A 24,477-nucleotide genomic window follows, 5' to 3' on the forward strand; every position below is an offset into this window, starting at 1 on the left:
AAACCATGAAACATGACCATTTTGTTGTCCAGAGTCCCGTCGCGCCAGCCAGTCAGCTGATTCTGCTGTTCCACGGCGTGGGCGACACGGCGAAAGCAATGGGCGAGATAGGTAGCTGGTTTGCTCCTGAGTTTCCCGACGCACTCGTGGTGAGCCTGAGCGGCCCGGCCCAAAGCGGCGCTGGCCGTGAATGGTTTTCCGTTGCGGGAATAACGGAAGAAAATCGCCAGCAGCGGGTGGATGCCGTAATGCCAGCCTTTATTGAAGCTGTGCGCCACTGGCAGCAGCAAAGCGGCGTGCCGCCAACGGCAACGGCGCTTGTCGGCTTTTCGCAGGGGGCTATCATGGCGCTGGAAAGTATTAAAGCTCAGCCAGGCCTTGCGGCGCGGGTAATCGCTTTTAGCGGACGTTATGCGGAGCTGCCGCAGCAGGCGTCCACCAGCACCACGATTCACCTGATCCATGGCGATAACGACAAAGTGATCCACGCGACGCATTCCGTGGATGCCGCGGAGAAATTACTCAGCCTGGGCGGAGACGTTACGCTGGATCTGATTGACGATCTGGGCCACGCGATTGACGACCGCAGCATGAAGGCGGCACTGGATCATCTGCGTTATACCGTGCCGAAGCACTATTTTGATGAGGCTTTGAGCGGCGGCGCGGCACCGAAAGATGATGACCTGATAGAGCTGCTGTAAATATTCGCCTCACTCCGGCATCGCCCGGAGTGAGGCATAGTGCTATTTCTTCTTCGGCCAGTCGTCCTCGTCATCCCACTTATCGTTAAAATCACGATGCGGTGGAAGTTCAGGTTTGTCCGCCATGTACTTCTTCGGATCTATCCGGCTCAGGTCTTTAATGACGTTAATAAAAATCCCCAGCAATAACACCAGGACGATAATCCACCAGTAATGCGATAGCCATTCCATGCTGATACCTCGTTCAGTTGACTGCCCGTCAGGCGACAAGCTGTTCCATAATGCGCTGATACATCCGGGCCAGCAGCTGCAGGTCGGCGGCGTTGACGCATTCATTGATTTTATGAATGGTGGCATTCACCGGCCCCAGCTCAACAACCTGAGCCCCCATGCGCGCGATAAAGCGCCCGTCAGATGTACCGCCCGTGGTTAACAGCTGCGGTTTGATCTCATTATAGTGCTCAACGGCATTCACTACCGCATCCACCAGCTTACCGCGAGACGTCAGGAACGGCTGGCCGGAGAGCCACCACTCGACGGTATAGCGCAGATCGTGTTTCTCCAGCAGGGCGACAACACGCTGCTTAATATCTTCATCAGTCAGCTCGGTACTGAAGCGGAAGTTAAACTGCACGAACATGTCGCCAGGGATAACGTTGTTGCTGCCGGTACCGGCCTTCACGTTGGCGATCTGCATGCTGGTAGCGGGGAAGAACTCGTTACCTTTATCCCATTCAATGTTCACCAGTTCGGCGATCATTGGCGCTGCGCGGTGAACCGGGTTGTCCGCCAGATGCGGGTAGGCAACGTGGCCCTGGACACCGTGAAGGGTCAGGTTGCAGGTCAGGGAGCCACGACGGCCATTTTTCACCACGTCGCCGACGACTTCGGTGCTGGACGGCTCGCCCACCAGGCAGTAGTCCAGGCGCTCGTGGCGCGCCATCAGCGCTTCAACGACCTTAACGGTGCCATTGGTCGCGCTGGCTTCTTCATCGGAAGTGATCAGAAACGCCAGACGGCCTTTATGGTCAGGATGCTGGGCGACAAAACGCTCGGCGGCCACCACCATCGCGGCCAGTGAACCTTTCATGTCTGCCGCGCCGCGGCCAAACAGCATGCCGTCGCGAATGGTGGGTTCAAACGGCGGGTTGATCCAGCGGTCGGCATCGCCCGACGGCACAACGTCGGTATGCCCGGCAAACGCCAGCGTTTCGCCCTGCCCACGCCAGGCCCAGAAGTTCTGGGTATCGCCAAAATCCATATGTTCAACGGTAAAACCAATGGCGCGCAGGCGTTCAATCAGCAGCGCCTGACAACCGGCATCATCCGGGCTCAGGGAAGGACGACGAATAAGCTGTTGCGTCAGCTCAATAACCGGGCAGGACATAAGACTATACCTCGTTGATAAACTGCTGATAGTGAGTTTCGTTGAAACCCAGCAGCATAGGCTGACCGGGCGCGCAGAGCAATGGGCGTTTGATGATTGCCGGCATCTCCAGCATCAGCGCCGCCGCGCTTTGTGCGTTATTGATGGATGCGCGATGCGCTTCGTCCAGCTTGCGCCAGGTGGTTCCACGCGTATTCAGCAGCGCTTCCCAGCCGAGCTCTGCGATAAAGCTGTTAAGCAGCGCGGCGTCCAGGCCATCAGCGCGGTAGTCGTGAAACTGGTAGTCAACGCCCTGAGCTTCCAGAAAGCGGCGCGCCTTTTTGATGGTGTCGCAGTTTTTAATGCCGTACATGGTGATCATGGTGGCGGTCGGTCCCGTTTTACTTTTTTCTGAGTGAGACCATTTTGCCGCAGGTGAGGGGAATTATCGACCATGATTCCGCGCTAAATCGTTATTCTGCTAACAATATATTTGTGAAGATGCTCAACACTTGGTCGCTCAAAAAGGGTTCAATCGGAGGATATATCTGCGTATAATTGCGCCAACTTCAAGAGAGGCGGTTATGATCGAGCACGAATTAGGGCAGTGGAAAGACTTCATCGAAGATATGTTGCGCAAATAAGCGTTCCGGCATAAAAAGCAACGGCGCGATATTCTGGTACTGAATACTCAGCGAACATCCAATAAAAAAGCGACCTTTAAAGGTCGCTTTTTTTGTGGCTGAAGCAGAGAGAAGCTTAGTCGTGTGGCTCTTTCAGCGGGAAGCGCCTGCGCACCAGCATAAAGAACAGCGGCACAAAGAAGATGGCCAGCACGGTGGCGGAGATCATCCCGCCCATGACGCCGGTGCCTACCGCATGCTGGCTGCCGGAACCTGCCCCGGTGCTGGTGGCCATCGGCAATACGCCGAAAATAAACGCCAGGGAAGTCATCAGGATTGGGCGCAGGCGCTGGCGACAGGCCTCAAGCGTAGCGGCCACCAGCTCCTTGCCTTTTGCATTCAGATCGTTGGCAAATTCGACGATCAGAATGGCGTTCTTCGCCGAAAGCCCAATGACCGTCAGCAGACCAACCTGGAAGTAAACGTCGTTCTCCAGGCCGCGCATCCAGGTGGCGAACAGCGCACCTATCACCCCAAGCGGCACGACGAGCATAACGGAGAACGGCACCGACCAGCTCTCGTACAGCGCGGCAAGGCAGAGGAAGACCACCAGCAGCGAGATGGCATAAAGCGCAGGCGCCTGCGCGCCCGACAGGCGTTCCTGATAGGACATCCCCGTCCACTCAAGGCCAAAGCCGTTTGGCAGCTTGCTGACCAGCTGTTCCATAATGTCCATTGCGGTGCCGGTACTTAATCCCGGTGCAGCTTCACCCACAATCTCCAGCGCGGAATAGCCGTTGTAGCGCTCAAGGCGCGGTGACCCTGTTTCCCAGCGGGAGGTCGCAAAGGCGGAGAACGGCACCATACCGCCGCTTTTGTTCCGCACGTACCAGCTGTTGATGTCGTCCGGCAGCATACGGTATTTGGCTTCGGCCTGGACATAAACCTTTTTCACCCGTCCGCGATCCATAAAGTCGTTCACGTAGCTTGAGCCCCAGGCGGTTTGCAGGGTGTTGTTGATATCGTCAATGGAGACACCCAGCGCCTGAGCTTTACGCTGGTCGATATCAATTTGTAGCTGCGGGCTGTCGTCGAGGCCGTTGTGGCGTACGCGGGTGAGCTGTGGATCGTTGCTGGCCATTTCCAGCAGCTGGTCACGCGCCTGCATTAGCGCATCGTGCCCGGCTCCGCCGTGATCCTGCAGTTCCATATCAAAGCCCGCCGCGTTGCCCAGGCCGTTGATCGCCGGTGGGCTGCTGGCAATAACGCGTGCCTCTTTGATTTTGTTAAACGCTTTGGTTGCGCGCTCGATAATGGCAAACGAACTGCCGTCCGCGCTGCGCTCGTCCCAGTCCTTCAGGCGGATAAACATACGCGCGACGTTTTGCCCGTTCCCGCCCGGCCCGGCGCCGATGGTGGAGAAGACCGAAACGACGTTATCTTTCTCTTTGGTCAGGTAATAGTGCTCAACCTGCTGCACCACTTTTGTTGTCTGCTGCTGCGTTGCACCGCTGGGAAGCTGCACGGAAGTGGTAAACACGCCCCGATCTTCCTGCGGCAGGAATGAGGTGGGCAGCTTGAGGAACAGGAACACCATGCCGCCGAGCAGCAGGGCGTAAATCAGCATCCAGCGCAGGCTGTGGGCAAGGATTCGGGCCACGCCATTTTCGTAGCGTTCGGCGCTGCGGTTAAAGGTGCGGTTGAACCAGCCGAAGAAGCCTTTCTGGCCGTGATGTTCGCCTTTGTGTAGCGGCTTAAGAATGGTGGCACACAGGGCCGGCGTGAGGATCATCGCCACCAGAACCGAGAGCACCATGGCGGCAACAATAGTGACCGAGAACTGGCGGTAAATCGCGCCGGTGGTGCCGCCGAAGAAGGCCATTGGCACAAACACGGCGGACAGCACCATGGCAATACCGACCAGCGCCCCCTGAATTTGGCCCATCGATTTGCGGGTGGCCTCCCGGGGAGAGAGGCCTTCCTCGCTCATAATACGCTCGACGTTTTCTACCACCACGATGGCGTCATCCACCAGCAGGCCGATGGCCAGCACGGTCGCGAACATCGTTAACGTGTTAATGCTGTAGCCGAAGACATAAAGCACGGCGAAGGTGCCGAGCAGTACTACCGGCACCGCAATGGTTGGGATCAGCGTGGCGCGGAAGTTTTGCATGAACAGGTACATCACCAGGAACACCAGCAGAATCGCTTCCAGCAGCGTTTTCACCACGTCGGTAATCGAGGCTTTCACGAACGGTGAGGTTTCGTAGGCGATTTTCGCTTCAAGGCCGTGAGGGAAGAACTGCGATAGCTCGGCAATTTTGGCGCGAGCCAGCTTGTCGGTTTCCATCTCGTTGGCGCCGGAGGCAAGCTTAATCCCCAGCCCGGAAGCGGCCTGGCCGTTATAGGTGCTCAGAAAATCGTACTTTTCCGCTCCCATCTCAACGTCAGCGACGTCGCCGAGTGTGACCAGCGAACCGTCCTGATTCACCCTCAGGGTAATGTCTTTAAACTGCTGCGGCGTTTGCAGCAGCGACTGGGCGTTGATGGTGGCGTTTAGCGCCTGTTTGTCCAGCGCCGGGGTGCCGCCAAGCTGACCGACGGCAATTTGCGCATTCTGGGATTTGATGGCGGTGACCACGTCCTGGGTCGTCATCTGATAATTAATGAGCTTGTTAGGATCCAGCCAGATGCGCATGGAGTACTGCGAGCCGTAGGCATCCACGCTGCCAACGCCGTTGACGCGGCTCATCGGGTCCTGCACGTTACTGGCAACGTAGTCGGCGATATCCTGCTTATCCATGCTGCCGTCGGTGGAGACAAAGGCCACCATCAGGATATTGGTGTCGCCGGTTTTATTCACCGTGACGCCCTGGGTCTGTACATCCTGCGGCAGCTTTCGCACCGCTGACTGCAGCTGATTTTGTACCTGCTGAACCGCCGAGTCTGGATCGGTGCCGGCCTTAAAGCTCAGGGTAATGGTTGCCTGACCGGCGCTGCTGCTCTGGGAGGACATGTACATCATGTTGTCCAGCCCGGTCATGCTTTGTTCGATCACCTGGGTGACCGTGTTCTCCAGGGTTTGCGCGGAAGCGCCAGGGTAGTTGGCGGTGATCCTCACGTTTGGCGGCGCGAGGTCGGGGTATTGCTCGACGGGAAGGGAAAAAATAGCCAATGCCCCGGTCAGGCAAAGCAAGATTGCCAATACCCAGGCAAAAATGGGGCGAGAAATGAAAAAATTCGCCATGCGGTCAGGACCTCTTTAAAAGCTTCTAATTGTTATCAATAACCGCACCACTGTAGCTTTAACCGCGTAGTCAAACGTGGAGAAATTTAGGAGATGGTGTAAATTACCTTTGTAATTGGCAGGATTTGTAACTGTACCCTCTATGGGGTAGTTTTAACTCCTTCTTTCCAGAAAAAGCACGGTTGCCGCCACGCGCGATCTGACCTGCAGCTTACGAAGCAGGTTACGGATGTGCACTTTTACCGTCTCCTCTGAAATATGCAGGCCGCTGGCGATTTGTTTGTTCGACAGGCCGCGAGCCACCTCTGACAGCACGTCAAGTTCACGCTCAGTGAGGATAGCAAAGGGATCGCCGCTCTGCCGCTCGCTGCCGCGGTGAGTCAGGTACTCGCGAACCTGTTCGCTGAACGCCTTTTCCCCCTTCAGACACTGGTGAATTTGCTGCAGCAGAACGTCCGGATCGCTGTCTTTCAGCAGGTAGCCATCTGCTCCGGCATCAATCAGCGTAAAGATATCGCTGCGGGCGTCGGAAACGGTGAGTATCACCACTCGGGCGCTGATGCCGTCCCGGCGTAGAGCGTTGAGCGTATCCAGGCCGCTAAGTCCTTTCATATTAAGGTCCAGCAGAATGAGATCCGGCGACAGCCGGTTAGCTAAACTGATGGCTTCGGCTCCACTGCTGGCTTCGCCCACGACAGAAAAAGCGCTGTCCAGCTCGAGGAGCTGGCGGATCCCACGCCTCATCAGCGGATGATCGTCGACGATTAAAACCTGGTGTACCGTTTTCTCTGACATTGCTGACTCCTGAATCAAGTTAATTATTGTTATGGTCGCCGGCATCGGCCGGGGGAGTGGAGGTGAAATGGACCTCCACAAGCGTGCCGCCCTGCGGCGGAAGAGATATTTTTAGTTCTCCGCCAAGGCGTCCTGCGCGTTCGTGCATGATATTCAGTCCGTAGTGCCCTTCAGGCTCTTCGAGGCTGGCGATACCGTCTCCGTTATCAAATACCGAGGCATAATGCTTGCCGCCCGGCGCCGAACGACAAACGATCTCAATCCTGCCCGCATTCGCGTGTTTAATGGCGTTGAGCACCGCTTCGCGGATGATTTGCAGCAGATGAATTTGCTGAGAAGCATCCAGTGCCTGAGTGGGCATGCTGCATTCCAGCGCGATCTCTGCCTGGGTTTGCTCGCGCAGCGGCGCCAGCAATTCCTGCAGCGCCGCCGGAAGATCGGCCTGCTGCAGCGTCAGGCGGAAGGTAGTGAGCAGTTCGCGGAGCTGGCGGTAGGCGTCGTTTAACGCCTGGGAAAAATCGTCGACAATGCGCTGTGCGGGCAGATTCTCTTCCGGCACCGCACGCTTAAGCAGCGTGAGCTGAATGCGCAGATAGGAGAGAACCTGAGCCAGAGAGTCGTGCAGTTCGCGGGCAATGGTGGCTCGCTCTTCCATCAGCAGCAGCTGCTGGTAGTGCTTCTGCGCCTGGCTAAAGTAGACGCCTCGCCCCAGCATGGTGGCAACGCTTTTCATTAATGGGGGGGAGGGCTCCTCGCCCGTAGACTGCCAGCGCAGCGTGCCGAAAGCGCTGTCCTGCTGAACCAGCGGCAGGGTGTTCCATCTGGCCTCCGGCAGCGGCGTCCCCTCCGTCAGGCACCAGTTTTCACCGACCTGCATTTCCAGCGCGCCAACCGCCTCGTGCTGATGAATAATGTTTAAAATCTGCGCGAAGCAGTCGCGGTTGATGGTACTGACGTTTAGCGCCTGCGAGCAGCTGTAAAGCACCTCCAGCATACGGTTGGCCTCCTGCAGGCGCAGGGTTTTTTGCTCAACCTGCTGCTCTAAAGAGCGATAGAGTTTCTGCAGCTCATCCGCCATGCGGATAAAAGCCTGCGCCAGCGAGCCCAGCTCATTGGGCAGTGAGCGATCGAGTTCCGGCGGCGTAAACTCGCCGCGTTCGATGGCTTTGCTCGCTTCGACCATCGTGTTGAGCGGCGCGACCACCTGCTGACGAATGCGGCGCAAAGTGAAGAACACTAGAGTGAAAATTGCCATAAAGCCTACGACCGAAGCCACGACAACCTGGATCATTTTTCGCTCGGCGTAGTGCTGCAGCGCCAGCACAAACAGGTCGATTTGTTGGACGTAGGCCGCGATGTTATAGCGATACCAGTCGATATCTTCGTTCAGAATATGGTTCTGCATTTGCTGCCAGGCAAGCTGCAGCGAGTGGTAGCGTGTTTTCACCTCGTCAGGCACCCAAAACCGATTGAGCTGCTGCAGGGTTGGAGAGTCCAGCGAGCGCTGGTACTGCTGCAAATGTGCCGAAATTGCTTTCGGGTTGCTCTGAAGATCGTAACCAAGACGGTAGCTCTGCATGCGCAGCGAGCCGGCAATATTGACCGCTTCCGCGTCCTTCAGGCTGCTGGCGAGCGTCAGCATCGCGATGCCGGTCGAGAGCAGCGACAGCAGGACAATCGAAAAGAAAGCGCGAGCGAGGCTGGTGGAGACCGAGCGTTTAACAGTCACTGCGCAATAACCCCTGAAAGTATATGGTGGGGCGAAACCTACCAGAATCTGCCCTGTGGGCAAACGACAGGCTGCGACTTTTTTGCCCTGGCGCTAAAAAAGCTGCCTCATTTAACCTCAGCTTTGCCACATCATAACGCTCTTCTTACATCTACCGGCGGGGCCTTATTACGCCTAACCCGTCACCCCTTTGATCCGACAACGGCATTTACCCCTTTAGGGGGATGCTTTTGTAACCCCTCGTCGAATACTTTAAGCACGGAAGAAAAACCGCAGTAAGTGCGCGGATAAAAAGAAGAACCTTTAACCCGGTAGCGACCCGATACCCGGTATTTGAAGCAAGGATTTGCCCCATGGCTAAACTGACCCGTCGCGGCCTGCTGACCGGTGGCTGGCACAGCCTTACCTCTGTCATCCGTCCTCCCTGGAGCGGCGAAGAAACGCATTTTCTGCTGGACTGCACGCGCTGCGATCTGTGCATTACCGCCTGTCAAAGTCGGGTGCTGCGGCGTGGCGCAGGCGGCTATCCTGAAGTCGACTTTAGCCGGGGCGAATGCACGTTCTGCTATGCGTGCGCGGAGGCTTGCCCTCAGCCGCTTTTTGCACCGCAATCTTCCCGGCCCTGGTCGCTCGCTTTACAGCTTGCTGATACCTGCCTTGCTCGTCATCAGGTGGAGTGCCGCAGCTGTGAAGATGCCTGCGCGCCCCGGGCGATTCGTTTTTTTACCCACTCTGCAGGACGTGTCCCGTCCACAGATCTCTTCGTCTGCCTGTCACGGCTGCGGCGCCTGCGTCGCCGGGTGCCCGACGTCTGCCATAACCCTGAGGCCACAAGATGCACACTGACTGGCACGTATGCGGCCTGGTGGTTCAGGCCAAACCTGAACACGTTGCTGCCGTACGCGGCGCGATTAACGCCCTGCCGGGCAGCGAGGTTGCGGTTGACGATGCCGACAGCGGCAAGCTGGTGGTGGTCATCGAGGCCTCCCGGAGCAGCACGCTGCTCGAACAAATTGAGCGGGCACGCAATATCTCCGGCGTGCTGGCGGTGTCGCTGGTTTATCACCAGCAGAATAAACAAGGTGAGGAAGCACCATGAAACTCAGTCGTCGTAGCTTTATGAAAGCGAATGCCGTTGCCGCAGCTGCCGCGGCGGCGGGCCTTAGCGTACCGGGCGTGGCCCGCGCGGTGGTGGGCAAGCAGGATGCCATCAAATGGGACAAAGCCCCGTGCCGCTTCTGCGGCACCGGTTGTGGCGTGCTGGTGGGCACCCAAAACGGCGTGGTAGTCGCAAGCCAGGGCGATCCGGAAGCGCCGGTCAACCGCGGCCTTAACTGCATTAAGGGCTACTTTCTGCCCAAAATCATGTACGGAAAAGATCGCCTGACCCGGCCGCTGCTGCGCATGAAGGACGGCCAGTACCATAAAGAGGGCGAATTCGAGCCGATCAGCTGGGAAAAAGCCTTCGACGTGATGGAGGAAAAATTCAAAACCAGCCTGAAAGAGAAAGGGCCGGACAGCATCGGCATGTTCGGCTCAGGTCAGTGGACGGTGTGGGAAGGCTACGCCGCCGCGAAGCTGTTTAAAGCGGGCTTCCGTACTAACAACATCGACCCCAACGCGCGCCACTGTATGGCATCTGCGGTGGTCGGTTTTATGCGTACCTTCGGCATGGACGAGCCGATGGGCTGCTATGACGACATCGAGCAGGCGGACGCCCTTGTGCTGTGGGGCTCCAATATGGCGGAGATGCACCCGATCCTCTGGTCGCGCATCACCAACCGCCGTCTGTCGGATGAGAACGTCACCGTTGCCGTACTTTCGACCTTCCAGCACCGCAGCTTTGAGCTGGCGGACAATGGCATGGTCTTCACGCCGCAAAGCGATCTGGTCATCCTGAACTACATCGCCAACTACATTATCCAGAACAACGCGATTAACGAGTCGTTCTTCAGTCAGCACGTTAACCTGCGCCGAGGTGTAACGGATATTGGCTACGGCCTGCGCCCGACGCATCCGCTGGAAAAAGCCGCGAAGAACCCGGGCTCTGATGCCTCCGAGCCAATGAGCTTCGACGAGTACAGGGCGTTTGTCGCCGAGTACACGCTGGAGAAAACCGCTGAGATGAGCGGTGTGCCAAAGGATCAGCTTGAAGCCCTGGCGAAGCTCTATGCCGATCCGAACAAGAAGGTTATCTCCTACTGGACGATGGGCTTCAACCAGCATACGCGCGGCGTCTGGGCCAACAACCTGGTGTATAACCTGCATCTGCTGACCGGGAAAATCTCCCGGCCCGGCTGCGGACCTTTCTCTCTGACCGGGCAGCCTTCCGCATGCGGCACCGCGCGTGAGGTGGGTACCTTCGCGCACCGTTTACCGGCAGATATGGTTGTCACCAACGAAAAGCACCGCGAAATCGCCGAAAAAACATGGCAGCTGCCAGCGGGGACCATTCCCTCAAAAGTTGGTTTGCACGCGGTAGCGCAGGACAGGGCGCTGAAGGACGGCAAGCTCAACGTTTACTGGGTGATGTGCAACAACAATATGCAGGCCGGGCCCAATATCAACGAAGAGCGTATGCCGGGCTGGCGCGATCCGCGCAACTTTATCATCGTCTCCGATCCGTACCCGACCGTCAGCGCGCTGACGGCCGACCTGATCCTGCCGACAGCGATGTGGGTGGAAAAGGAGGGCGCCTATGGTAACGCCGAACGTCGCACGCAGTTCTGGCGTCAGCAGGTGAGCGCGCCGGGCGAGGCGAAGTCCGATCTCTGGCAGCTGGTCACCTTCGCCAAACGCTTCAGGGTAGAAGATGTCTGGCCTGCCGACCTTCTCGAGAAGAAACCGGAATACCGGGGTAAAACGCTGTTCGACGTGCTGTTTGCCAGCGAGGCGGTCCGGAAATTCCCTGTTACCGAGCTGGCAGAGGAACAGCTAAACGACGAGTCGCGTGAGCTGGGCTTCTACCTGCAAAAAGGTCTTTTTGAAGAGTACGCCAGCTTTGGCCGCGGGCACGGGCATGACCTCGCCCCGTTTGACGACTACCACAAAGCGCGCGGTTTACGCTGGCCGGTGGTAAACGGGAAAGAGACCCAGTGGCGCTACAGCGAAGGCCACGATCCTTATGTTAAGGCCGGAGAAGGCTACAAGTTTTACGGCAAGCCGGATGGCAAAGCGGTGATCTTCGCGCTGCCGTTCGAGCCGGCGGCGGAAGCGCCGGATCAGGAGTACGACCTGTGGCTCTCTACCGGTCGAGTTCTTGAGCACTGGCACACCGGCAGCATGACGCGCCGCGTACCGGAGCTGCATCGCGCCTTCCCGGAAGCCGTGGCGTTTGTACATCCGCTGGACGCGCAAGCGCGTGGCCTGCGTCGTGGCGACAAAGTGAAGCTGATTTCTCGCCGTGGCGAAGTGATCTCGATTGTCGAAACGCGCGGCCGTAACAAGCCTCCTCGTGGCCTGGTCTACATGCCGTTCTTCGACGCCGCGCAGCTGGTGAATAATCTGACGCTGGATGCGACCGATCCGCTTTCTAAAGAGGCGGACTTCAAGAAGTGCGCCGTGAAGCTGGCGAAGGTGTAACGCGCCGTGTCCCGCGCTGATAACTCTCAACCGGCACGCCGCCGCTTTTTGCGGGATGTTGCGCGAGCGGCGGCGGGGCTGACGGCCATTGCCGTAGTGCTGGGTTTGCAGCAGCAAACGTCCAGAGCGCAGGGCGTAAGGCTACGTCCGCCGGGGGCGCTGGATGAGGCGGCGTTTTCACGGGCCTGTATTCGCTGCGGGCAGTGCGTGCAGGCCTGCCCCTACGACACGCTGAAGCTGGCAACGCTGGCGTCAGGGCTTGCCGCCGGCACGCCGTACTTTGTTGCACGGGAGGTTCCCTGCGAGATGTGCGAAGAGGTGCCGTGCGCCAAAGTCTGCCCGAGCGGCGCGCTGGACGCGGATATCGCCTCAATCGACGACGCGCAAATGGGGCTGGCGGTTCTGCTGGATCATGAAAACTGCCTGAACTATCAAGGGCTGCGCTGCGACGTCTGCTACCGCGTTTGCCCGTCCATCGACCGGGCTATCACCCTTGAGCTGGCACGCAATATGCGCACCGGCAAACATGCGTTTTTTTTACCGACGGTACACAGCGCCGCCTGCACCGGCTGCGGCAAGTGTGAGCAGGCCTGCGTGCTGGAGCAGGCGGCGATCAAAGTGCTGCCGCGCTCGCTGGCAAAAGGCGAGTCAGGGAAGCATTACCGTTTTGGCTGGCTGGAGGCTGCGGATGGCAAACCATAAACAGGATGCAGGGCGCGAGGCAGCCGCCAAAAAGGGCTGGTGGCATAGCCGTAAATGGCTGCTGATGCGCCGTCTTTCGCAGGCTGCGGTTTTAGGTGTCTTTCTCTGCGGCCCGTTTTTCGGCGTCTGGGTACTGCACGGCAATTACAGCAGCAGCCTGCTGCTGGACACCGTGCCGCTGACCGATCCCCTGATGGTGCTGCAAAGCCTGCTGAGTGGCCATCTACCTTCGGCTTTGGCGCTGAGCGGCGCAGGGCTGGTGGTCGCAGGGTATGCGCTGCTGGGTAAGCGGATTTTTTGCGGATGGGTTTGTCCGCTGAATCCTCTTACCGATCTGGCTGCCTGGCTACGGCGAAAAACGGGGTTTAACGCCTCAGCTTCACTGCCGCGTTGGCTGCGCTATCTGCTGCTGGCGACGGTGCTGGCGGGCAGCGCGCTGACCGGGGCGCTTATCTGGGAGTGGATTAACCCGGTCTCGCTGGCAGGGCGCGGGCTGGTATTTGGCTTTGGGGCAGGTGTCTGGCTTCTGGTCGCGCTGTTTCTCTTCGATTTATTGCTGGTTGAACACGGCTGGTGCGGCCATCTCTGTCCGCTTGGGGCGTTCTATGGCGTTGTCGGCAGCAAAGGCGCGCTTGAAGTCAGCGCCGGCGGGCGTGAACGCTGCACCCGCTGTATGGATTGTTTTCACGTTTGCCCGGAGCCGCAAGTCCTGCGCGCGCCGGTACTGAATAAGCATAGCCCGGCGCGGGTCACGAGCCGCGACTGCCTGAACTGCGGTCGCTGCATCGACGTCTGCCCCGAGGCTGTTTTCAAAATAACACTACGATGGAGCTCGGGAGTTAAATCATGAAAAGCCATGGCCTGATAAAGGCGTTGTTTCAGTGGGGAGCGGCATTAACTCTGGTTGTCAGCGGCGCGCTCTGGGCGGCAAACGGCGTAGATCTCACTCAATCGCCTGAAGTCTCCGGGACGCCGGAAGGGGGCGTACGGATGCCAAAGCAGCAGGAGCGTATGGCGCTGAACTACGTTAACCAGCCGCCGATGATCCCGCACAGCGTGGACGGCTATCAGGTTACGACGACCAGCAACCGTTGCCTCCAGTGCCACGGCGTTGAGAGCTACCGCGCCACGGGAGCGCCGCGTATTAGCCCAACGCACTTTTTAGACAGCGACGGTAAAGTGCTGTCGAACGTGGCGCCGCGCCGCTATTTCTGCCTGCAGTGCCATGTGCCGCAGGCGGACGCCGCGCCGATTGTCGAGAACACCTTCGTGCCATCCAAAGGGTTTGGGAAATAAGTTATGGATAAATTAACTCGTAAACCCGGCATGATTAAGCGTCTGTGGCAGTGGTGGCGCAGGCCAAGCCGGTTAGCGCTCGGCACGTTGCTGCTTATCGGCTTTGCCGCCGGGATCCTCTTCTGGGGCGGTTTTAACACCGGCATGGAAATGTCCAACCGCGAAGAGTTCTGTATTGGCTGCCATGAGATGCGCAATAACGTGTATGAAGAGTATATGGGCACGGTGCACTACAACAACCGCAGCGGCGTGCGCGCAACCTGCCCGGACTGCCATGTGCCGCATGAGTGGGTGCCGAAAATGATCCGTAAAATACAGGCCAGCAAAGAGCTGTACGCCAAAGCGTTTGGCCTGATTGATACCCCGCAAAAGTTTGACGACCACCGGCTGGCGATGGCGCAAAACGAGTGGCGGCGCATGAAGAACAACAACTCGCAGGAGTGTCGGAACTGCCATAACTTCGATTATATGGATTTCTCCGCGCAGAAAACCGTGGCGGCCAAAATGCATGATGAGGCGGTCAAAGACGGTAAAACCTGCATTGACTGCCACAAAGGGATAGCCCATAAGCTGCCGGATATGCGGGAGGTTGAGGCGGGGTTTTGATCGAGCCTGGTGGCCTGGTGAGGCTTGATTATGAAGGATTGGCTAAGGTCCCGTTCACTTCCAGTCCTGCTTTATATGCAGCTACCGCACCGGTAAACGACTCGCTTTGAATTTGCAGCCAAACGGAAACTAACAGTCGCTTCAGGTCTCACCGCTACGCCCTTGTTCCCGGCTCTCATCGCCCCCGGTTATGACCCAACTCAGGCGGGGTTGAGCTGCCGGGAGCAGCGAAAGAGAGCGATCGTCGGGAACGAACCGCGAACGACCCCGAATGTTTGGGTGATAGCCGGTGGGTTTATCGCTTCAGCGGCGATGAGCTTGCCGGGCGCCGGGGCTGTCAGGGGGATGGCGTTATCCTCCTGACACGTTCACCGTTTACGGTTGTAGCATAGATAACTGCCATTGCGGTGAACGGAAAAACTGCAGGCTAATATATTCCCACTCGGAACACCCCAAAAAACACACCTAACGTAACGCGACAACGCTCGCAGAACGGCATATGATTATCGGCTCCCTTACCGCCTTGTGGAGACCGTATGTCGTTCCGTATTGAAGTCATCAAAGATAACGTCCTGTCTGATAACTACTTCATCCTGCGCAATATTACCTATGACCTGTCTCGTGACGGGGCCGAAAGCGTGCGTCATAAACGTGAGGTTTATGACCGGGGCAACGGCGCCACCATCCTGCTTTACAGCCGTGAAAAGAAAACCGTGGTGCTGACCCGCCAGTTCCGCGTCGCAACCTGGGTTAACGGCAATGCGGATGGCATGCTGATCGAAGCCTGCGCCGGGCTGCTGGATGCCGATGAGCCGGAAGTCTGCGCCCGCAAAGAGGCAATGGAAGAAACCGGCTTTCAGGTGGGCGAGGTTGAGAAAGTCTTTGAGCTGTATATGTCGCCCGGCGGCGTGACCGAAATCGTCTATTTCTATCTGGCGGAATACAGCGATGCGCAACGCGAAGGGGCCGGTGGCGGCGTGGAGGACGAAGATATCGACGTGCTGGAAATCCCCTTCAGCCAGGCGATGGCGATGGTGCGTAACGGGGAAATTCGCGACGGTAAGACGGTGATCCTGTTGCAACAGCTACAGTTGCGCAATGTGATGGAATAAAGTGACATAAAATCAGTTTATTACGTTTTTTACTATGGTGATAAATCTATCCGACAAATCCGATTGAGCAGGCTGTCCCTGGAGCCGAAGATACCTGGCATCCTCCTGCGTTTTTCACGCTCAGTTTCTTAGGGTCAGCCTGCAATGTTCTATCGGATATTCCCCTTGCTTGTGCTCGCGCCGCTGGTGGCAACCACCGCGTTCGCGGCTCCGGCACAAAAGCAGTTTTCCGACTGGCAGGTGACCTGCAACAACCAGAACTTCTGTAGCGCGCGCAACACCGGTTTGCATCAGGGGTTTGTGATGACGCTTTCCCGCGGCGCCGGGGCGCGCAATGACGTTAATCTGCGCCTCGATCTGGGGAATCTGGAGAGTACCGACGTTAAAGTCCCGCCCATTGAGCCACGCCTCAGGCTGGATGGGGAGCCTATTCTGCTCCGGCACAATGAGTGGAAAGTCTCTCCTCATCACCTGATGACCAACAGCGTAGAGGCCATTAACGCCCTGCTGAACGAGATTGCCAACGGCGATAAAATCACGCTTGCTGACGGCGCGGGGCTGATTTCGCTCAGCGGCCTGAAAGCCTCGCTGCTGTTTATCGATAGCCAGCAAAAGCGTATTGGCAGCGAAACCGCGTGGATTAGGAAAGGTGACGGGCCCTCGCTGAGCGTTCCTCCTGTCCCGCCGCTGAAAGAGGTTACCGCACCTTCGGCCGCACCTGCGCCGCTTTCACGTGATGAGCTTAGCGATCTGCTGGATTACGGCACGTGGCGGATGAACAACAGCCAGTGTTCGCTTGATCCTCTGCGCCGGGAAGTGCGTGTTTCCTCTCTCACTGATGATAAAGCGCTGATGCTCACCAGCTGTGAGGCGGGCGCCTATAACATTGTCTATCTGGCCTGGGTGGTGTCGCGGCAGAAACCTTTTGTTGCGAGGGCGATTCGCCTGAGACTGCCCTTTATGCCGGACAGCGGCAACACCGATCTGGAGTTGATGAACGCCGGATTTGAGGATCACGCCAAAGAGTTAACCACGCTGGCAAAGGGACGCGGTGCTGGTGATTGCGGCGTTGCGACGCGCTGGCGCTATGACGGGCAGCGTTTTCGTCTGGTGCGCTATGCGGAAGAGCCCGCCTGCGACGGCTGGCATAAAGCGGATGGCTGGCCAACCCTGTGGGTCACCAAATAGATTAGTTCAATGAGGTGGAGATCCCTCTCCCCGAAAGGAGAGGGCTGGAAGGGCGGGGCTATTTTTTAGCCAGCGTTTTTTTTCGCCGTTGCCACGATATTCTCTACCGTAAAACCAAAGAACGGGAACAGCTTCCCGGCAGGCGCAGACTCACCGAAGGTGGTCATGCCGACTATGCCGCCCTTAAGGCCAACGTATTTATACCAGTAATCGGCAATACCGGCCTCCACCGCCACGCGAGCCCGAACGTCATAAGGCAGAACAGATTCCTGATACTCTTCATCCTGGGCGTCGAAAACGTCGGTGGACGGGATAGACACCACGCGAACCTTATGCCCCTCTTTACTCAGGACAGCAGCGGCCTCGACGGTTATCTCGACCTCTGAACCTGTGGCTATCAGGATGATATCCGGCTTGCCGTCGCTATCCTTCAGGATATAACCGCCGCGGCTGATGGCCTTCAGCTGTTCAGGCGTGCGATCCATCTGGGCCAGATTCTGACGGGAGAGGATCAGCGCCGTCGGGCCGGTCTGGCGTTCGAGCGCGGTTTTCCAGGCCACGGCGGCCTCAACCTGGTCACAGGGGCGCCATGTGCTGAAGTTTGGCGTCAGGCGCAGGCTGGCAAGCTGCTCGACGGCCTGGTGCGTCGGGCCATCTTCCCCAAGGCCGATAGAATCATGGGTATATACCATTATCTGCCGCGCTTTCATCAGCGCCGCCATACGCGCCGCATTACGGGCATATTCCACAAACATCAGGAAGGTGGCGGTGTACGGAATAAAGCCGCCGTGCAGGGCAATGCCGTTGGCGATGGCGGTCATACCGAACTCGCGTACGCCGTAGTGGATGTAATTCCCGGCGATATCTTCCTTAATCGACTTCGAACCTTTCCAGAGGGTCAGGTTGCTTGGGGCCAGGTCGGCTGAACCACCGAGCAGTTCCGGCAGCGCGGGGCCAAAGGCGTTGAGGGTATTTTGCGAAGCTTTACGGGTCGCAATCTTATCCGGATTAGCCTGCAGCTGTTCGATATACTGCAAGGCAGTCTTCTGCCAGTTCTCCGGCAGTTTGCCTTCGGTGCGGCGCTTAAATTCGGAGCTCAGGGCCGGGTGGGCCTTGGCGTAGGCGGCGAACTTCTCTTTCCAGGCCGCCTCGGCTTTTTCACCGGCTGCTTTGGCATCCCAGGCCTGGTAAACGTCTTTTGGAATTTCAAACGGCGGGTAGTTCCAGCCAAGCTGCTTACGCGCCAGGGCAACTTCCTCTTCACCGAGCGGTGCGCCGTGAGCCTCTTCCTTGCCCGCTTTATTTGGCGAACCAAAACCAATCACCGTGCGGCAGATTATCAGCGACGGTTTGTCCTTCACGCTTTGTGCTTCTTTGATGGCGTTTTTCAGCGCTTCCGGGTCGTGGCCGTCTATCTCATGGATGACGTGCCAGTGGTAGGCCTCGAAGCGTTTTGCCGTGTCGTCGGTAAACCAGCCGTCGGTTTCGCCGTCGATGGAAATGCCGTTGTGGTCGTAAAAGCCAATCAGCTTGCCGAGGCCCAGCGTTCCGGCGAGGGAAGAGACTTCGTGGGAAATCCCCTCCATCAGGCAGCCGTCGCCCATAAACACGTAGGTGTAGTGGTCAACGATGTCATGGCCGGGCTGGTTAAACTGGGCGGCCAGCGTGCGTTCGGCTATTGCCATGCCCACGGCGTTGGCTAACCCCTGGCCTAGCGGGCCGGTGGTGGTTTCCACGCCGGGGGTGTAGCCCACTTCCGGGTGTCCAGGCGTTTTGGAGTGAAGCTGGCGGAAGTTTTTCAACTCCTCCAGCGGCAGGTCATAGCCGCTCAGGTGCAGCAGGCTGTAAAGCAGCATCGACGCATGGCCGTTCGACAGCACAAAGCGGTCGCGGTTGGCCCAGTGCGGGTTAGAGGGGTTGTGGCTGAGGAAATCATTCCACAGCACTTCGGCAATGTCGGCCATGCCCATGGGCGCTCCAGGGTGGCCGGAATTGGCTTTCTGGACCGCATCCATACTGAGGGCGCGAATGGCGTTGGCAAGCTCTTTACGTGATGACATGTTTCACTCCAGGTCTTGTTAAAGTTTGGCGGCGAGCAGATCTTCGAGTTTTCTTTGGTCTGTGGCGAACAGGCGGATCCCTTCGGCCAGTTTGTCGACGGCCATAGCGTCCTGATTATGCTCCCAGCGGAATTCAGCTTCGCTCATCGGTGCCGGGCGGCGGAAGCCCTGTGAGAACGGGATCAGTTTACGCACAACCTCTTCTTCGCTCTCCTGCAGCTGCTGCAGCAGGTTTGGCGCAATGGTCAGCCTGTCGCAGCCTGCCAGGGCAAGGATTTGCTCGGTGCGGCGGAAGCTGGCGCCCATAACGATGGTTTCATAGTTATGTTGCTTAAAATAGTCGTAGATATTGCGCACCGATTTTACGCCCGGATCCTCTTCAACGACGTACGGATCCATCGGTTTGCGTGCCTGATACCAGTCGTAAATACGCCCCACAAACGGGGAGATCAGGAAGACGCCGGCTTCTGCGCAGGCGCGGGCCTGAGCAAAAGAGAACAGCAGCGTCAGGTTGCAGTTGATGCCCTCTTTTTGCAGCTCTTCCGCCGCGCGGATCCCTTCCCAGGTGGAAGCCAGCTTGATGAGAATGCGGGATTTGTCGATGCCCCTGCTCGGCGTACAGTTCAACCAGACGGCGGGCTTTGCTGATGCTTCTTTCTTTGTCATAGGAGAGGCGAGCATCCACTTCGGTAGAAACGCGGCCCGGAATGCTTTTCAGAATTTCCGCACCGAAGTTAACCGCCAGTTTGTCGCTGGCCTCCGCCACAATCTGCTCTCTGCTGCCGCCGCGCTGCTTGCCATAGGCGATTGCATCGTCAATAAGCGACTGATATTGCTCAAGTCCTGCAGCTTTTAACAACAGCGAAGGGTTAGTGGTGGCGTCTTCAGGCTGGTAGTGGCGAATAGAGTCGATATCACCGCTGTCGGCAACCACGGTGGTGTATTGCTTAATGCTGTCTAGCTGATTCATTACTATCTCCTTGAAAAGCCATGTCTTAACTGAGCGTTCCGTGTCGCTCGCCGTAAAAATTTGTGTTTTGCATAACCCAAAAGCATAGCAGAAGGACGGCGATGGCGGGGCGGCAGCTAACAACGGTTCTATAGTTAGCTAACAATAATTGCGCCTAATGTTAATAGTATGGCTACCTTCAAAGTTTGCGAAGCCTGCCCGCGTGATACTACGTGGCTGACGCAACAATAAAGAAGACCTTAAAAGGAACGATGCAATGGATGAACAACTGAAGCAAAGTGCCCTCGATTTTCATGAGTTTCCGATCCCGGGGAAAATCCAGGTTTCTCCGACCAAGCCGCTGGCGACCCAGCGCGACCTGGCGCTGGCGTACTCACCGGGCGTCGCGGCACCCTGCCTCGAAATCGAAAAGGATCCTCTGGCCGCCTACAAGTACACCGCGCGCGGCAACCTCGTCGGCGTCGTCTCGAACGGCACCGCGGTGCTGGGGCTGGGCAATATCGGCGCGCTCGCAGGCAAGCCGGTGATGGAGGGGAAGGGCGTTCTGTTTAAAAAATTCGCCGGTATCGACGTTTTCGATATTGAAATTGACGAGATGGATCCGGACAAACTTATCGACGTTGTCGCCGCCCTGGAGCCGACATTTGGCGGCATCAACCTGGAAGATATCAAAGCGCCGGAATGTTTCTATATCGAGCAGAAGCTGCGCGAGCGGATGAACATTCCCGTGTTCCACGACGACCAGCACGGCACCGCTATCATTTGTACCGCAGCGGTGCTTAACGGTCTGCGTGTCGTTGAAAAAAACATTTCCGACGTGCGGCTGGTGGTCTCCGGCGCGGGCGCCTCAGCCATTGCCTGTATGAACCTGCTGGTCGCGCTGGGCATGCAGAAACACAACATCGTAGTCTGCGACTCGAAGGGCGTTATCTATAAAGGCCGCGAAGAGAATATGGCGGAAACCAAGGCCGCCTATGCCGTTGAAGACAGCGGTAAGCGGACGCTGGACGACGTGATTGAAGGCGCGGATATCTTCCTCGGCTGCTCCGGCCCGAAAGTGCTGACTCAGGAGATGGTGAAGAAGATGGGCAAAGCGCCGCTGATTCTGGCGCTGGCTAACCCGGAACCTGAAATTTTGCCGCCGCTGGCGAAAGAAGTCCGCCCGGAAGCAATCATCTGTACCGGCCGTTCGGACTATCCAAACCAGGTGAACAACGTGCTGTGCTTCCCGTTCATCTTCCGTGGCGCACTGGACGTTGGCGCAACGGCGATTAACGAAGAGATGAAGCTTGCCGCGGTTCATGCGATTGCGGAACTGGCGCACGCCGAGCAGAGCGACGTTGTCGCCTCCGCCTACGGTGAGCAGGAGCTGACCTTTGGCCCGGAATACATCATTCCTAAGCCGTTTGACCCGCGCCTTATCGTCAAGATTGCCCCTGCGGTCGCCAAAGCGGCGATGGAGTCCGGCGTGGCCACGCGTCCGATTCAGGATTTTGATGCCTATGTCGAAAAACTGACGGAGTTTGTCTACAAAACAAACCTGTTTATGAAGCCAATTTTTGCCCAGGCACGTAAAGAGCCGAAGCGAGTGGTCATGAGCGAAGGGGAAGAGGCTCGCGTGCTGCACGCCACTCAGGAGCTCATCACCCTGGGGCTGGCGAAGCCTATCCTGATTGGCCGCCCGAGCGTTATCGAAATGCGCATCAAGAAACTGGGCCTGCAAATTCAGCCGGGCAAAGATTTTGAGATCGTGAACAACGAATCCGACCCGCGCTTTAAAGAGTACTGGAATGAGTACTACAACATTATGAAACGCCGTGGGATCACGCAGGAGCAGGCGCAGCGGGCGGTGATCAGTAACACCACGGTGATAGGCGCTATCATGGTGCATCGCGGTGAGGCGGATGCTCTCATTTGCGGAACCATTGGCGAATACCACGAGCACTTCGACGTGGTGGAAAAGCTGTTCGGCTACCGCGAAGGCGTTAAGGCGGCCGGGGCAATGAACGCGCTGTTGCTGCCGAGCGGCAACACCTTTATCGCCGACACCTACGTGAACGATGACCCGACGCCGGAAGAGCTGACGGAAATCACCCTGCTGGCGGCGGAGACGGTGCGCCGCTTCGGCATCGAGCCGAAAGTTGCGCTGCTGTCTCACTCCAACTACGGCTCATCAAACAGCAAGGCGGCCTGCAAAATGCGCAAAACGCTGGAGCTGGTTCGCGAGCGTGCGCCGGAGCTGGAGATCGACGGTGAGATGCACGGCGATGCGGCGCTGGTCGAAAGCATTCGTCATGAACGTATGCCGGACAGCCCGCTGAAAGGCTCGGCCAACATTCTGATCATGCCGAACGTGGAGGCCGCGCGCATCAGCTACAACCTGCTGCGTGTTTCAAGTTCTGAAGGCGTGACGGTTGGGCCGGTGCTGATGGGCGTGGCGAAGCCGGTTCACGTGCTGACGCCGATTGCCTCGGTGCGCCGCATCGTGAATATGGTGGCGCTGGCGGTAGTTGAGGCGCAAAACCGCGCCGCTGTGATTGAAACCCCGGCAACAGGGTGCAAGGGTTAAGGTGAGGGTAAAAAAGCTACACCCACTCCTTCACCGGCAGGAAATCACTGTACAGGGCAGCCTCCGGGCTGCCCTCTTTCGGCTGGTAGTCATACTCCCAACGCACCAGCGGCGGCATCGACATTAAAATCGACTCGGTTCGCCCGCCGGTTTGCAGGCCAAACAGCGTGCCGCGATCCCATACCAGGTTAAATTCGACATAACGCCCACGGCGGTACAGCTGGAAGTCACGCTCGCGCTCGCCAAAGGGAGTATCTTTGCGACGTTGAACAATTGGCAGATAGGCGTCCAGATATCCCTGCCCAACGGCCTGAATAAAGCGGAAGCCATAGTCGAAGTCCGGCTTGTTCAGATCGTCGAAGAATAGCCCGCCAATGCCGCGCTGCTCGTTGCGGTGCTTGATAAAGAAGTAGTCGTCACACCATTTTTTATAGCGCGGGAAAACCTCTTCGCCAAACGGCTGGCACAGATCTCGCGCCGTGCGGTGCCAGTGGACCGCATCCTCTTCAAAGCCGTAATAAGGCGTCAGGTCGAAACCGCCGCCGAACCACCACACGGGATCGGACCCCGGCTTTTCAGCAATAAAGAAGCGCACGTTAGCGTGGCTGGTGGGCACATAGGGGTTGTTCGGGTGGACTACCAGCGAAACGCCCATGGCCTGGAAACTTCTGCCCGCCAGCTCCGGGCGATGGGCCGTGGCTGACGCGGGCATGGCGTCGCCATAAACGTGAGAGAAGTTAACGCCAGCCTGTTCAAATACCGCGCCACCTCGCAGAACACGACTGCGCCCGCCGCCGCCGCCTTCTCGCAGCCAGCTGTCTTCCTTAAAGACGGCGCCATCCAGGGCGGAAAGCTGCTGGCAAATGGTGTCCTGCAGGGAAAGCAGGAACTGTTTTACGGCGTGGATATCGGGCTGAGTCATAAAAATTAACGCTTCTTACCGTGGACTTTGTGATTATCGAACCAGTTGAAGTAGCTCATCACGCCGGAGGCAATGGCGGTGGCAATCTTCTGGCGGAAGGCGGTGGTGCCCAGCAGTTTCTCTTCGCCCGGGTTGGTGATAAAGGAAGTTTCAACCAGCACGGAAGGAATCGACGGGGACTTCAGCACCACGAAGGCGGCCTGCTCGGTGTTGCGGCTGTGCAGTTTATGCACCGGCTTAATCTGCTTCAGAATATGTGAGCCAAGCGTGAGGCTGTTTTTAATGGTGTCGGTCTGGACCAAATCAAACAGCACCTGCTGCAGGTAGTGATCTTTGTCTTTCACTTTGCTGCCCGCCACGTCATCCGCGGCGTTCTCTCTGTCGGAAAGATATTTTGCCATGGCGCTACTCGCGCCCCGGTTAGATAAGGCAAAGACCGATGCGCCGGCAGCGGTTGGGCTGGTGAAGCCATCCGCGTGGATCGACATAAACAGGTCCGCACCGTGCTGGTGGGCTATTTCTACCCGGTCGTAGAGCGGAATAAATTCGTCCGTGGTGCGGGTCAGCCTGGCGTCTATTCCGTTGCTGCGCAGGATACTGCGCACGTTTTTAGCAATAGCCAGCACCACATGCTTCTCTTTCGACCCGTTATGGCCGATAGCGCCGGTGTCGATGCCGCCGTGGCCCGGGTCGAGCATCACGATGCGCTTCGCCCCGGATTTTTTAGCCACTTTGCTGTGAGAATTAGTGGTTTTTAGCGACCTGGTTTCTTCCTTTGCCAGCGCTTTGTTCATACCGGTTAGCGTTAACGCCGCTAAACCCGTGAGCAGGACCTGGCGGCGCGTCGTAAGTTGCGTTAGCGATTTAATTTTGCTCATGCGGATGAATTATTTATCTTATGAAGTCCAGATGGGAAGTTATAGCGTATCGGCACCAGGCAAACGACACTCTGGGGTCAGAAATGTATATCCATTCGTTTCATTTCGTGACTGGTGGAGAGTATGCCATT

Annotated in this window: 20 protein-coding genes and 2 pseudogenes; 12 read left to right on the forward strand and 10 right to left on the reverse strand. The window is 57.6% G+C overall.

The features are described from left to right. Positions 1 to 5 precede the first annotated feature (5 nt). Positions 6 to 701 (forward strand): esterase, encoded by a 696-nt coding sequence (ypfH, locus tag EL098_RS05700; RefSeq protein WP_126355380.1) that lies wholly within the window; start codon positions 6 to 8, stop codon positions 699 to 701. A gap of 42 nt (positions 702 to 743) precedes the next feature. On the opposite strand, the gene EL098_RS05705 is transcribed toward ypfH, so the two are convergent. The 3 genes from EL098_RS05705 to EL098_RS05715 are packed head-to-tail and all read right to left on the reverse strand — an operon-like array spanning position 744 to position 2,449. Then, positions 744 to 932: a YpfN family protein gene (locus tag EL098_RS05705; RefSeq protein ID WP_045783420.1), complete on the reverse strand. Its 189-nt coding sequence runs from the start codon at positions 930 to 932 to the stop codon at positions 744 to 746. A gap of 28 nt (positions 933 to 960) precedes the next feature. After that, complete coding sequence (gene dapE / locus EL098_RS05710) at positions 961 to 2,088, reverse strand: succinyl-diaminopimelate desuccinylase (RefSeq protein ID WP_126355381.1); 1,128 nt, start codon at positions 2,086 to 2,088, stop codon at positions 961 to 963. Positions 2,089 to 2,092: 4 nt separating this feature from the next. Next, positions 2,093 to 2,449 carry an ArsC family reductase gene (locus EL098_RS05715; protein WP_126355382.1) on the reverse strand — a complete coding sequence of 119 codons (357 nt, stop codon included), beginning with the start codon at positions 2,447 to 2,449 and terminating at the stop codon, positions 2,093 to 2,095. Positions 2,450 to 2,651: 202 nt separating this feature from the next. On the opposite strand from EL098_RS05715, the gene ypfM reads away from it, so the two are divergent. Next, entirely contained in the window at positions 2,652 to 2,711 is a 60-nt protein-coding gene (gene ypfM / locus EL098_RS05720) for a protein YpfM (protein ID WP_115586383.1), read from the forward strand. Positions 2,712 to 2,826: 115 nt separating this feature from the next. Here the strand turns inward: ypfM and acrD are convergent, their stop codons facing one another. From acrD to narQ, 3 genes are all read right to left on the reverse strand, one after another. Continuing rightward, positions 2,827 to 5,937, reverse strand: a complete 3,111-nt coding sequence (acrD, locus tag EL098_RS05725; protein WP_126355383.1) for a multidrug efflux RND transporter permease AcrD — start codon at positions 5,935 to 5,937, stop codon at positions 2,827 to 2,829. Between the two features lie 153 nt (positions 5,938 to 6,090). Next, on the reverse strand, positions 6,091 to 6,732 hold the full coding sequence (narP, locus tag EL098_RS05730; RefSeq protein WP_126355384.1) for a nitrate/nitrite response regulator protein NarP: 642 nt from the start codon (positions 6,730 to 6,732) through the stop codon (positions 6,091 to 6,093). Between the two features lie 19 nt (positions 6,733 to 6,751). After that, positions 6,752 to 8,461 carry a nitrate/nitrite two-component system sensor histidine kinase NarQ gene (narQ, locus tag EL098_RS05735; protein WP_126355385.1) on the reverse strand — a complete coding sequence of 570 codons (1,710 nt, stop codon included), beginning with the start codon at positions 8,459 to 8,461 and terminating at the stop codon, positions 6,752 to 6,754. Positions 8,462 to 8,814: 353 nt separating this feature from the next. Between narQ and napF the strand changes: the two are divergent. From napF to EL098_RS05780, 9 genes and pseudogenes are all read left to right on the forward strand, one after another. After that, positions 8,815 to 9,307 (forward strand): annotated as a pseudogene (napF, locus tag EL098_RS05740) (ferredoxin-type protein NapF). Further along, positions 9,297 to 9,560, forward strand: coding sequence for a chaperone NapD (gene napD / locus EL098_RS05745; RefSeq protein WP_126355386.1), 264 nt, complete (start codon positions 9,297 to 9,299; stop codon positions 9,558 to 9,560). The pseudogene napF and the gene napD overlap by 11 nt, the downstream one beginning before the upstream one ends. Beyond that, positions 9,557 to 12,043, forward strand: a complete 2,487-nt coding sequence (napA, locus tag EL098_RS05750) for a nitrate reductase catalytic subunit NapA (protein ID WP_126355387.1) — start codon at positions 9,557 to 9,559, stop codon at positions 12,041 to 12,043. Before napD ends, napA begins: the two co-directional genes overlap by 4 nt. 6 nt (positions 12,044 to 12,049) lie before the next feature. Then, positions 12,050 to 12,745, forward strand: a complete 696-nt coding sequence (gene napG, locus EL098_RS05755) for a ferredoxin-type protein NapG (RefSeq protein ID WP_126355388.1) — start codon at positions 12,050 to 12,052, stop codon at positions 12,743 to 12,745. Then, positions 12,732 to 13,595: a quinol dehydrogenase ferredoxin subunit NapH gene (napH, locus tag EL098_RS05760; protein WP_126355389.1), complete on the forward strand. Its 864-nt coding sequence runs from the start codon at positions 12,732 to 12,734 to the stop codon at positions 13,593 to 13,595. The genes napG and napH overlap by 14 nt, the downstream gene beginning before the upstream one ends. After that, the gene (gene napB / locus EL098_RS05765; protein ID WP_126355390.1) at positions 13,592 to 14,041 is read left to right on the forward strand and encodes a nitrate reductase cytochrome c-type subunit; all 450 of its coding nucleotides are present in this window, start codon (positions 13,592 to 13,594) and stop codon (positions 14,039 to 14,041) included. Before napH ends, napB begins: the two co-directional genes overlap by 4 nt. 3 nt (positions 14,042 to 14,044) lie before the next feature. Continuing rightward, a complete protein-coding gene (gene napC / locus EL098_RS05770) occupies positions 14,045 to 14,647 on the forward strand; it encodes a cytochrome c-type protein NapC (RefSeq protein ID WP_126355391.1) in 603 nt (200 codons plus the stop codon). A 536-nt stretch (positions 14,648 to 15,183) separates the two neighbouring features. After that, positions 15,184 to 15,759, forward strand: a complete 576-nt coding sequence (gene nudK, locus EL098_RS05775) for a GDP-mannose pyrophosphatase NudK (RefSeq protein WP_126355392.1) — start codon at positions 15,184 to 15,186, stop codon at positions 15,757 to 15,759. 144 nt (positions 15,760 to 15,903) lie between these two features. After that, positions 15,904 to 16,947: a DUF1176 domain-containing protein gene (locus tag EL098_RS05780; RefSeq protein ID WP_126355393.1), complete on the forward strand. Its 1,044-nt coding sequence runs from the start codon at positions 15,904 to 15,906 to the stop codon at positions 16,945 to 16,947. A 65-nt stretch (positions 16,948 to 17,012) separates the two neighbouring features. Here the strand turns inward: EL098_RS05780 and tkt are convergent, their stop codons facing one another. Next, positions 17,013 to 19,007, reverse strand: coding sequence for a transketolase (tkt, locus tag EL098_RS05785; protein ID WP_126355394.1), 1,995 nt, complete (start codon positions 19,005 to 19,007; stop codon positions 17,013 to 17,015). A gap of 18 nt (positions 19,008 to 19,025) precedes the next feature. After that, a pseudogene (tal, locus tag EL098_RS05790) lies at positions 19,026 to 19,977 on the reverse strand (transaldolase). 256 nt (positions 19,978 to 20,233) lie between these two features. Between tal and maeB the strand changes: the two are divergent. Next, a complete protein-coding gene (maeB, locus tag EL098_RS05795) occupies positions 20,234 to 22,546 on the forward strand; it encodes an NADP-dependent oxaloacetate-decarboxylating malate dehydrogenase (RefSeq protein ID WP_126355395.1) in 2,313 nt (770 codons plus the stop codon). 16 nt (positions 22,547 to 22,562) lie between these two features. Here the strand turns inward: maeB and hemF are convergent, their stop codons facing one another. Together hemF and amiA are read right to left on the reverse strand one after the other, a co-directional pair. After that, positions 22,563 to 23,468, reverse strand: a complete 906-nt coding sequence (gene hemF, locus EL098_RS05800) for an oxygen-dependent coproporphyrinogen oxidase (RefSeq protein WP_126355396.1) — start codon at positions 23,466 to 23,468, stop codon at positions 22,563 to 22,565. Positions 23,469 to 23,473: 5 nt separating this feature from the next. Beyond that, positions 23,474 to 24,346: an N-acetylmuramoyl-L-alanine amidase AmiA gene (amiA, locus tag EL098_RS05805; RefSeq protein WP_126355397.1), complete on the reverse strand. Its 873-nt coding sequence runs from the start codon at positions 24,344 to 24,346 to the stop codon at positions 23,474 to 23,476. Positions 24,347 to 24,477: the final 131 nt, after the last annotated feature.

The sequence above is a fragment of the Cedecea lapagei genome, assembly GCF_900635955.1.
Lineage (GTDB): Bacteria > Pseudomonadota > Gammaproteobacteria > Enterobacterales > Enterobacteriaceae > Cedecea > Cedecea lapagei.